Source organism: Acidimicrobiia bacterium, from assembly GCA_012959995.1.
Classification (GTDB): domain Bacteria; phylum Actinomycetota; class Acidimicrobiia; order Acidimicrobiales; family MedAcidi-G1; genus MedAcidi-G2B.
The window spans coordinates 90535-100451 of the sequence record DUCC01000016.1 but is presented as its reverse complement, the minus strand read 5'-3'; the positions used below and the strand labels follow the sequence as shown (position 1 = coordinate 100451).

Annotated in this window: 13 protein-coding genes and 1 tRNA gene; 9 read left to right on the top strand and 5 right to left on the bottom strand. The window is 55.8% G+C overall.

The genetic code is table 11. The annotated features are described in order from the left end of the window. Positions 1-13: 13 nt before the first annotated feature. Positions 14-397: a 7-cyano-7-deazaguanine reductase gene (locus tag EYQ49_05210; GenBank protein ID HIG25275.1), complete on the bottom strand. Its 384-nt coding sequence runs from the start codon at positions 395-397 to the stop codon at positions 14-16. 263 nt (positions 398-660) lie between these two features. Here EYQ49_05210 and ychF point away from each other — a divergent pair, with 263 nt between their 5' ends. From ychF to EYQ49_05170, 8 genes are all read left to right on the top strand, one after another. Next, positions 661-1734 carry a redox-regulated ATPase YchF gene (gene ychF, locus EYQ49_05205; GenBank protein ID HIG25274.1) on the top strand — a complete coding sequence of 358 codons (1074 nt, stop codon included), beginning with the start codon at positions 661-663 and terminating at the stop codon, positions 1732-1734. Positions 1735-1749: 15 nt separating this feature from the next. Beyond that, the gene (locus tag EYQ49_05200) at positions 1750-2076 is read left to right on the top strand and encodes a DUF192 domain-containing protein (GenBank protein HIG25273.1); all 327 of its coding nucleotides are present in this window, start codon (positions 1750-1752) and stop codon (positions 2074-2076) included. 2 nt (positions 2077-2078) lie between these two features. Next, the gene (rsmI, locus tag EYQ49_05195; protein HIG25272.1) at positions 2079-2912 is read left to right on the top strand and encodes a 16S rRNA (cytidine(1402)-2'-O)-methyltransferase; all 834 of its coding nucleotides are present in this window, start codon (positions 2079-2081) and stop codon (positions 2910-2912) included. 9 nt (positions 2913-2921) lie between these two features. Further along, a complete protein-coding gene (metG, locus tag EYQ49_05190) occupies positions 2922-4574 on the top strand; it encodes a methionine--tRNA ligase (protein HIG25271.1) in 1653 nt (550 codons plus the stop codon). After that, positions 4540-5337 carry a TatD family deoxyribonuclease gene (locus EYQ49_05185; protein HIG25270.1) on the top strand — a complete coding sequence of 266 codons (798 nt, stop codon included), beginning with the start codon at positions 4540-4542 and terminating at the stop codon, positions 5335-5337. The genes metG and EYQ49_05185 overlap by 35 nt, the downstream gene beginning before the upstream one ends. A 112-nt stretch (positions 5338-5449) precedes the next feature. Continuing rightward, positions 5450-6292 (top strand): hypothetical protein, encoded by an 843-nt coding sequence (locus tag EYQ49_05180; protein ID HIG25269.1) that lies wholly within the window; start codon positions 5450-5452, stop codon positions 6290-6292. Positions 6293-6301: 9 nt separating this feature from the next. Next, a complete protein-coding gene (gene rsmA, locus EYQ49_05175; GenBank protein HIG25268.1) occupies positions 6302-7114 on the top strand; it encodes a 16S rRNA (adenine(1518)-N(6)/adenine(1519)-N(6))-dimethyltransferase RsmA in 813 nt (270 codons plus the stop codon). Then, positions 7111-7824, top strand: a complete 714-nt coding sequence (locus EYQ49_05170) for a 4-(cytidine 5'-diphospho)-2-C-methyl-D-erythritol kinase (GenBank protein ID HIG25267.1) — start codon at positions 7111-7113, stop codon at positions 7822-7824. Before rsmA ends, EYQ49_05170 begins: the two co-directional genes overlap by 4 nt. A 5-nt stretch (positions 7825-7829) precedes the next feature. Here EYQ49_05170 and EYQ49_05165 read toward each other — a convergent pair whose 3' ends face one another. Then, on the bottom strand, positions 7830-7928 hold the full coding sequence (locus EYQ49_05165; GenBank protein HIG25266.1) for an AURKAIP1/COX24 domain-containing protein: 99 nt from the start codon (positions 7926-7928) through the stop codon (positions 7830-7832). Positions 7929-8094: 166 nt separating this feature from the next. Here EYQ49_05165 and EYQ49_05160 point away from each other — a divergent pair. Further along, a tRNA-Gln gene (locus tag EYQ49_05160) sits at positions 8095-8170 on the top strand. A gap of 6 nt (positions 8171-8176) precedes the next feature. Here the strand turns inward: EYQ49_05160 and EYQ49_05155 are convergent. From EYQ49_05155 to EYQ49_05145, 3 genes are all read right to left on the bottom strand, one after another. After that, positions 8177-8539 (bottom strand): hypothetical protein, encoded by a 363-nt coding sequence (locus EYQ49_05155; protein ID HIG25265.1) that lies wholly within the window; start codon positions 8537-8539, stop codon positions 8177-8179. Positions 8540-8566: 27 nt separating this feature from the next. Continuing rightward, the gene (locus tag EYQ49_05150) at positions 8567-9382 is read right to left on the bottom strand and encodes a sulfurtransferase (protein HIG25264.1); all 816 of its coding nucleotides are present in this window, start codon (positions 9380-9382) and stop codon (positions 8567-8569) included. Positions 9383-9677: 295 nt separating this feature from the next. After that, positions 9678-9917: hypothetical protein (locus tag EYQ49_05145; protein HIG25263.1), on the bottom strand; the 240-nt coding region annotated here is incomplete at its 5' end.

The following is a 9917-nucleotide window of genomic DNA, read 5'->3' as shown; positions in this document are numbered from 1 at the left end:
ACAAAAGGAAAGGTTAAGTAACGGAACCCGGGGCAGTCACCGTGGTGACGATTCCTCCCCGCAGTTGCTGCTCAAGAGTTACCGCAACCGGTACCCCCACCGCAGAACTCAAATGCTGAGCGATTTTTGGAGCCAAATGTTCGGCAAAAATCCCGACCCCTTCAAAGGTTCGCAGATAAAGCTTGAGAGATTTGGTTTCTATGCACCGGTCATCGGGCCGGTACATGATCATGATGGAATAAAAGTCAGGCTGCTCAGTAACTGGACAAACCGCGGTGAGTTCCGAAGAGCGAAACGAAATTTGATCAATGGGCCCGTCAACGGGAAAAGTATCAATCTGTTCGCTCGGTGTAGCATCTCCCCGGCCAAGAACCGGGTCGACATTCTGGTCGTTCATAGGGGAAACCAGAGAAAACGAATCAAATTAACTGTTGCGGCCCAAGTTGGGTTTACGGCCATGGTTGGCCTTTTTCCGCCGAGCATTGACTTTCTTTTTGGATGTGCGCTTAGACATAGCCCAGAGGCTAACGGCAATTAGCCCAGGTTCATCGCATAAATGGCCAGGACATTGAAAGAGTTCTTAAAGTTCTGGTCTGGCCAGTGCACTCCCGGCGTAACCTGACCGTTCGACTGAGTACAAGAGGAAATCAAGGAGCAACGGTGGAACAATTCGGATTTGTGGGGCTTCCAAATGCAGGAAAGTCTTCGCTCTATAATGCCTTAGCGGGTGGTGGTGCTTTAGCAGCCCCTTACGCCTTCGCCACCACCGACCCCAACATAGGGGTAGCCAAAGTGTCAGATACTCGCCTGAACCGTCTCGCCGAGATGAGCGGTTCGCTTAAGACCGTGCCGGCCAGCGTGCAGTTTTTAGATATCGGCGGCTTGGTAGAAGGCGCCGCCTCTGGTGAGGGCCTCGGAAACAAATTTTTGTCGGGCATTCGAGAAGTAGACGCCATTGTTTTTGTGTTGCGGGCTTTCGAAGACACCGATGTTCCTGGGCCGACCGACCCGTTAGAGCATCTGCGCATTGTCGAAATTGAGCTGGCTTTGGCCGACCTCGAAATAGTAGAGCGGCAAGTAGATAAAAACCGGCGAGCCACCAAAAGCGACCCCTCTTTGGTGGGGATCGTGAAAATTTTAGAACGAGCCGAAGCAGCGCTTAGCGAAGGTACCCCTATACGGCGCGCCGATTTTACCGAAGAGGAACTCCTCCAACTAAAGCCCTTCTCCCTGCTCACCACCAAACCGGTATTGGCGGTCGTCAATTTAGATGAACAACAAATTGAAAACCCCGACCCGATAATTGCCCCAGTTATTGAAGAACTTGCGGGAGCCGACGTCATCGCCATGTGCGTGCAACTCGAAGCCGAAGCCGCTTTGTTGCCCCTGCAAGACCGCACCGAACTACTCGAAGGCCTCGGCCTCGGCGAAGGCGCTCTTCCCCGTTTCGTACAAGCGGCCTACCACCAGTTGGGGCTGCGGACCTATTTCACCACCGGCGAAAAAGAATCCCGGGCATGGACTTTCCGTGTGGGTTCCTCCGCCCCTGAATGTGCAGGGCGTATCCACACCGATTTTCAACGAGGGTTTATCCGCGCCGAAACCATCCGGTGGGACGTTTTGCTCGAGCAAGGCTCCTACGTAAAAGCCCGCGAAGCAGGTTTAGTGCGATCCGAAGGAAAAGATTATTTTCCAGAAGATGGCGACGTTTTGGAGTTCCGCTTCAACGTGTGACCTACGCTCTTACCTATGCCGTGGTTGGTTTGTGGTGAAAAAGTGTTGAGCTCTGTGGAAATCGCTGAAAGGTGTGCGGACCGTCAACGAGGCTTATTGGGCCGAACGAGTATTGAAGGCGCCATGTTGCTGCGCCCCGCCAACTCGGTGCATACCCTCGGTATGCGGTTCGCTATAGATGTCGCTCACCTTGATAAAGAACTCAAAGTCTTGCGGGTCACCAGCATGCCCCCCTGGCGGCTGGGGCGGCCGGTGCGGGGCGCCCGAGCAGTAGTAGAAGCAGAGTCCGGATCATTTGAGCGTTGGGGCCTTGCCGTAGGCGACGAACTGGAGGTTCGCTAGCTATGAGTGTTTTGACTTTGGTAGCAACCCCTATAGGCAACCTGGGTGACCTTTCACCGCGAGCCGTAGAAGCCCTAGCCGCCGCTGACGTGGTGGCTTGCGAAGACACCCGCCGAACTGGTCGGTTGCTGCAACACGCTGGAGTGGACGGCGTACGGTTGATGCGTCTAGATGCTCACACCGAAGATCGAGCCGCCCAACGCGTGGTGGCTTGGCTCGACGACGGGCAACAAGTAGCAGTAGTCACTGATGCCGGAACCCCCGGGATTTCTGACCCCGGCGAGCGGTTGGTAAAAATCGCTCTGGCAGCCGGCCACCAAGTAACGGTGGTTCCTGGCCCGGCGGCCCCCGTTGCGGCGCTCGTAATAAGTGGACTACCTACCCAGCGCTGGTGTATGGAAGGTTTTTTGCCCCGCAAAGGTCAAGAACGTAAGCAACGTTTGGCAGAAATTGCCGTCGAAGAACGCACCACCGTGTTGTTTGAATCTCCCAAACGTGTAGGTGCCACGGTGGCTGACCTGCTTGAACTCTGTGGCCCAGACCGTCCAATGGCCATCGTGCGAGAAGTCACCAAACTCCACGAAGAAGTATTTCGTGGGTCGCTCCAAGAGGCCAGCGATTGGGCCAGTAAAGAAATAAAAGGCGAAGTGGTTCTGGTATTAGGCGGCGCCCCGCCGCCGGCCGAAGCAGATGACCTACGGTTGGGCCAAGTATTGGAAGAAATACTAGCCAGCGGGGTCTCTACCCGGGATGCCGCCGATGAGGCCGCCCGCCGCCTCGGGGTCAGTCGCCGTCGCGCTTATTCTTCTGCCCTCGACTTGCGAGGCGACCGGTAGCCTCGAGTCATGAATTCTTCTTCCTCACCAGTTCTGGTTGCTGTGGCGTGGCCCTATGCCTCCGGCTCGCGTCATCTTGGCCACCTGGCCGGTGCGTATCTGCCCGCCGATATTTTCGCTCGTTTTCAACGCTTGGTCGGGAACCGGGTGTTGATGGTTAGTGGTTCAGACGTGCACGGCACCCCGATCACTGTTCGCGCCGATACTGAAGGGGTAACCCCGGCCGAGATCGTTGACCGCTATCACAACGAGTTCGTGGCCGACTGGGAACGCCTGGCCATTAGTTGGGACTGCTACACCTCAACAGGAACCGAAAATCATGCCGCCGTGGTGCAAGACATGTTTTTGCGTCTTTTAGAAAAAGGCCACATTGATAAACGGATTAGCGAACAATATTACGACACCGAAGCCGAACGGTTTTTGCCCGACCGTTACATCGAAGGCACCTGCCCTCATTGCGGGTACACCGATGCACGAGGCGACCAATGCGAAGACTGCGGACGCACCCTTGACCCAGAAGAACTGGTGGACCCCCGGTCAAAGTTTTCTGGGTCTCGGCCAGAGTTGCGATCAACCGAGCACTTCTACTTGCGCCTCTCCGATTTCGAAGAGGTGTTGGGTGACTGGTTAGAAACTCGAAAAGGGTGGCGCCGTCACGTGCTTAATTTCTCCAAAGGATGGATTGAAGAAGGCCTCCAAGACCGGGCAATAACTCGAGATTTAGATTGGGGTATTGAAATCCCCGTTGACGACCTGGGCGACGGTAAACGTATTTATGTGTGGTTCGAAGCGGTTATCGGCTACTTATCGGCGGCTAAAGAATGGGCTCAGACCCAAGGAACCCCGGAGGCTTGGCGCGAATGGTGGGAGGGCGATAAAGCCCGCAGCGTGTATTTCATTGGTAAAGACAACATTCCTTTTCACACCATTATTTGGCCCGGAATGTTGTCGGGCTACGGCGGTTTGAACCTACCCACTGACGTGCCAGCCAACCAGTACGTGACCTTTAAAGGTGGCAAAGCTTCCGCCAGCAGGGGAGTGGGCTTAACCATTGGCGAAGGCCTGGACCTGTTCGAACCAGACGGTCTGCGCTACGCCTTGGCGGCCAACTTGCCTGAACAAAGTGACACTGACATCTCGGTAGAAGAAATCGCCCGCCGCATTAACGAAGAACTTGCCGCCACCTGGGGAAACCTGGTGAACCGGGTGCTCTCTATGGTGCATAAAACCTGTGACGGGCAAGTACCAGAACCCGGTGACCGCCAGCCCGAAGATATTGCTCTGCTGGCGACCATAGATGCGTCGCTGATTACGGCCGGTCAACAATTGGAAAAAGTTGAATTGCGGGCCGCCTTGCGTACCGGCATGGACGGAGCGGCCGCCGTAAACGCTTACCTCAACGCTACCGAACCCTGGAAGGTCGCTAAAGACGACCCCGAACGAGCCAAAGTTATTTTGGGGACAGCGCTCGCTGCAGTGGGCGGGGTACGAGTAGCTTTAGCGCCCTACCTGCCGTTTTCTACTAAAACCTTGAACGACCCCTTTGGCCCGGTGGCTGGTTGGCAGCGAGAAGAACTCACCCCGGGCTCACCCATAGGGAAGCCCTCGCCGTTGTTTGCCAAAGTAGATTTGGGCGAACTGTTGGCTGACCAAGAAAGTTAATGAGAAGGTGGGCGAAGTTCACTGGTTCGACAACCACTGTCATCTGGGTGAAGACGCCCCAGAGGTAATAGAACGAGCAACAGATGCTGGGGTAGAGGGCATGATCACCGTGGGTACCGACCTGGTGCACAGCCAAGCGGCGGTAGCGACGGCGGAACGCTTTGAACAAGTGTGGGCTACGGCCGGAGTGCACCCCCACGAAGCGCGAGACGGAATGCAAGGCATCGCTGAGTTGTTGGATCACCCGAAGGTGGTGGCCGTCGGCGAGGCCGGACTGGACTTTCACTACGATCATTCCCCCCGAGACCAGCAGCAAGAGATTTTTCGGGCACATATCGGATTAGCGAATCAGCGTGACTTGCCGTTGATTATTCACACCCGTCTGGCGTGGGAAGAAACCTTCGCCCTTTTAGATGCTGAAGGCACCCCGGAACGCACGGTATTCCATTGCTTCACTGGCGGGCCCACAGAAGCAACGGGTTGTCTGGAACGAGGAGCCATGGTGTCGTTTAGCGGCATCGTGACCTTTCCCAAAGCCCCCGAGGTGCGAGAAGCCGCCGCGCTTTGCCCGTTGGATCGCATCATGGTTGAAACGGATTCCCCTTACTTGACCCCAGTGCCGTTACGAGGGCGAACCAACGAACCGGCCAACGTGGGTTTAGTGGGTGAAAAAATTGCCGAAGTGCTCGGCCTTTCGCTCAGCGAGGTAGCCGCCGCAACTACCGCCTCAGCACAGCGTTTTTATGGTCTTCCTCCCCAGTAGCCGATATTTTTATTCGCGCGAAGAGTAGTGCTCTGCGCGCGACAATAAAGAATGCGGTTGCAACTTTTGTCATCTCTTCGTAACTTTTCTGTTGGCTGTGCGCGCCTCATAAGTGGCAAGCACCAGAGAGGAAAGGGACGGAGCTCTGAACGTCGACACCACCATCGAACGGTGGCGTGTAGTAGTGGTGGTTCTGGCCACCTTTGCTGCGTTGCCCCTGTTCGTTTTGGAAAACCCAGACGCCATAGGTTCGGTCACCGCAGTGGCCGGCGCCTCGGGCCTGCCCTATGAGGCAGCCTCTTTAGAAGCGGCCGCCCCAGCACCGACCACAATGCCTCGGGTCCGCTCGATGGTTAGTGAGCAGTTTCCTCCAGTGACTTCAGAAATAACCTCCGCAATGGCGGCGGTAAAAAATGTTCAAGCCGAAGAAATAGCGGCCCAAATTATTGCTGAAGCACGAGCCCATGCCGTAGTTGAGTTTGAGGTAATCGCTCAGCAGGAACGGAAACAAGCAAAACTCTTGGCCACCCAAGAGGCCCAAGCTGTAGAAGAGGCCCGTTTAGCCGAAGAATCCCGCCGAGTAGAAGAAGATCGTCTGGCTGAAGAACGACGACGAGAAGAACTGGATTACTTGACCTCAGCCTCACCAACCACCGTGCCCCCCATCACACCAACAACCCCCGGCGGACCCACCGCTGAACAATGGGATGATTTACGACGCTGCGAATCAACCAACAATTACCAAGCAATCAACCCCACCGGTAGCTACCGCGGGGCCTACCAGTTTAGCCGTCAAACCTGGGACTGGATCGCCAGCATCTTTGACCACGTCAACCATCTTGAAGGGGTTGACCCCATTGAAGCGTCGCCCACTGATCAAGATTTGATGGCTCAGACACTTTACGATTTTCGCGGTCCAGGCCAATGGCCAGAATGTGGGCGTTTCCTGCTCTAGCCTCAAGGCATGACCCTCACTCGGACGGAGGTCCGGGAGCTCCTGGACCGGTATCAAATTTCACCCAAACGGTCGCTGGGACAAAATTTCGTCGTCGAACCCAACACGGTGCGTCGCATCGCTGAACTGGCCGAAGTGGGCCCCGGCGACCAAGTGGTAGAAATCGGGCCCGGCATCGGTGCTCTAACGTTGGCCCTCTGTGATACCGGGGCATCGGTTACGGCAATAGAAATTGACGACACATTGGTTGAAGTGCTCAACGAAGTGACCAACGGCCGCTCAGTGCGCATAGTGCACGCAGACGCCATGAAAGCAGACTGGACAAAAATTTTAGGTGCCGGCCCTTGGCATTTGGTGGCCAACTTGCCTTACAACATTTCTGTGCCACTGATTTGTGACCTCCTTGACGAAACCCCGGCCGTGGTTTCAATGCTGGTCATGGTGCAACGCGAGGTAGCCGACCGACTGGTGGCTGACCCCGGCGATGCCGCCTACGGCCTGCCTTCGGTCAAAGTGAACTATCACGCCACGGCGGCGTTAGTGGGCAAGGTGCCGCCATCGGTCTTTTACCCCCGACCTCGGGTGGACTCCGCACTGGTGCACATAAAACGCCGTCTTGAACCTGCAGTAACTGCGGATGCCAAAACACTGTTCGCTTTAGTGCGGGCCGGCTTTGGGCAGCGCCGAAAAATGTTACGGCGTTCATTAAGCGCCATGATCACCGAAGAGGAAATTAAGGCCGCCAATGTAGAACCCACAGCGCGAGCCGAAGAGCTAAACCTCCAACAGTGGGCGGCCATCGCCGACCGGGTTAAAAAATGACCACAACATTAATGGCCCCTGCCAAATTGACCCTTGGGTTGCGCATTACCGGGGTTCGCCCCGACGGGTTTCATTTAATCGAAGCAGAGATGGTGACCCTTGACTTGGCCGACCGACTGCTGGTCTCCCCGGGCCAAGGGCTTTCGGTGAACGGAGCAACAGAAGGGTTTTCGGTAACTCCTGACGGCGACAACCTGGTCACCAAGGCGCTGGCTTTAGTAGGCCGGCAAGCACAAATAAGTATAGAAAAAAATATTCCCGCCGGAGCCGGACTGGGAGGCGGCTCGGCCGATGCGGCAGCGGTGCTGCGCTGGGCCGGGTTTACCGATTTAGAAGCAGCAGCCACGCTGGGCGCCGACGTGGCTTTTTGTTTGCGAGGCGGGCGAGCATGGGTGACCGGCATAGGCCAAGAAGTAAGCCTCCTGCCATTTGAACCACGCACCTTTACTTTGTTGACCTCACCGTTTGGCTGTTCCACGCCCGCGGTCTACGGCAAATGGGATGCTCTGGGAGGCCCACGGGGCGACGGAGGCAATGACCTTGAACCGGCGGCTTTAGTCCAGTACCCAGAACTGACGATCTACCGTGACGCTCTCGAAGAGGCCAGCGGGCTAACCCCCCAATTGGCAGGTAGCGGTAGTACGTGGTTTGTTGAAGGTGCGTTTCCTGGAGAAAACCGGCGGGTAGTCCACACGGTGGCCGCCGAGTAAAAGAGTTATTTACCGCGTTGGCGCTGAGCGCGGGTGCGCTTAAGCATCTTGCGGTGTTTCTTCTTACGCATGCGCTTGCGGCGCTTTTTAATAAGTGATCCCATATCGGGCGATACCGTATCAGCGTAGACAGGCAGAACGACGCAAAAAGTAAGCGTTATCTGCACCATGGCTCGCACACAAAAAATTGGGAGGCCATCGGGTAAGGTTTTCAGGATCTTTTGGCGCATTGCTGACTTTGTCTATTATCCTCAGAACCAAGATGGCCAGTGGCCGGTAGTTCAATTGGCAGAACGCCTGGTTTTGGACCAGGAGGTTGCAGGTTCGATACCTGCCCGGCCAGCCATCATATTTAAACGAGTTTTTGCAGGCGTTCAACAAGTAGGCCCGGCGAGCCAGCCAATTCTTTTAACGACCCAGCATCCAACAAAACCCGCCAGTGATTTTCTGACCCAACCAATATTGCCGGCAGAGCACCAGCCGCTTCGAGCTGGCTTTTAGTGGCGTGGTTGCGGTGAATCAACTTGAGTTCCATACCGGCTTCGGCACAGGCTTTTTTCCACTCGGGCCGGCCCTTCGGGTTCCACCCGTGGGTGATATCACACAGAGAGCAACTCGTTTGCCCGGTGAGTTTTTTAGCGGCATACCGCAACTCGCCCGCCACGCCCGTGTCGGCGGCAAAAATCCCCACCATGAGTTCTTGATTTAAAGGCATAGTTACGGAACCAACTTTGGCGGCCGATTATTCCCCGGTGGCGATCGGTTGATCAGAACGACTCCAAGCCGACCACGAACCAACAAACAAGCGGCCGCGCCCCAACCCGGCGTGTTCCATGGCCAACAAATTGTGGCAAGCCGTCACCCCTGAGCCGCAACTCGAAATAACGTTTTGCGCATCGTCGATACCTTGGTCAGCAAAAGATTGGCGCAACGCTTCGGGGGAAAGAAAGTAACCGTCCACCATGTTCTGGACAAAAGGAGAAGAGACGGCTCCTGGAATGTGGCCTGGTTGAGCATCGAGCGGTTCGTTATCGCCCCGGAACCGGTCATGGCCACGGGCATCAACGATTTGACCATCATGGGCCGCCACCTGCTCAATGCTGGGCAACTGCTCTTCGGGCCAAGGACGGATGGGGCACGATACGGCTGGCCGTCGGGTTTCTTCGCTGCTCAACGGGCCAGACCAAGCGGCCAAACCGCCGTTAAGCAAGGCCGCCGGATGACCTAAAATGCGTAGCATCCACACCAAACGCCCGGCGCTAAACCCGCCAGCGTTGTCGTAAGCCACCACCGGCGTAGTGGGGCTTACCCCGATGGAACCCAGCCAATGAGCGAAATCTTGGGCCGCGGGAAAAGGATGACGGCCGCTCTCGCCCCCGTTGTCGGGGCTAGCCAAACGTTGATCAAGGTCTACAAAGACTGCCCCAGGGATATGGCCACTTTCAAATTCTTCTCGGCCGATGCGCCCATCGGTATACCACCGCACGTCACAGAGCACCGGGGTGTCAAGGCGATCTTCAAGTTCTTGAGCAGAAACAAGGGGGCCAAAAGTATCCATAACGCATCATGGCATTTTTTTTGTAAAAAAGTGTCCACCAAGTGTTTTCTCTGCGTCTTAACCATGAACGGCTCAACAAGGGGCCCGCCAAACAAGGAGAAAACAATGAAACGATTCAACGAAAACCCACTTATCCCCGCAGCCATTGTGCTGGCCATAATCGTCGCCGTTACCGGCGTCGCTATCGGCTTGCGCGGCGACTCGTCTCACGCAGAGACCAGCGAAACCGCCACCGTAGTAGTGGCCGAAGAAAGCAACATCGAATTAGCTGAAGTTCCAGAAACGCAAAATGCCGTTACCACCACAGAAGCAGTGCTCGAAGCAAACAACGAAGAATCAACTCTGGTTGACGAAACAGTTGAACAAACCAACGACGACGCTGACCAAGCGGAAAGCACCGAAGATGCTGAAGCACTTGCTGCGGCCTTGGTTGAAGAAGCCACCGAGCAAGCACAAGAAGAAGTTCCAGCAGTGGAAGAGGCTCCAGCAGTAGAAGAAGAAGTTCCAGCAGTAGAAGAAGAAGTTCCAGCAGAGG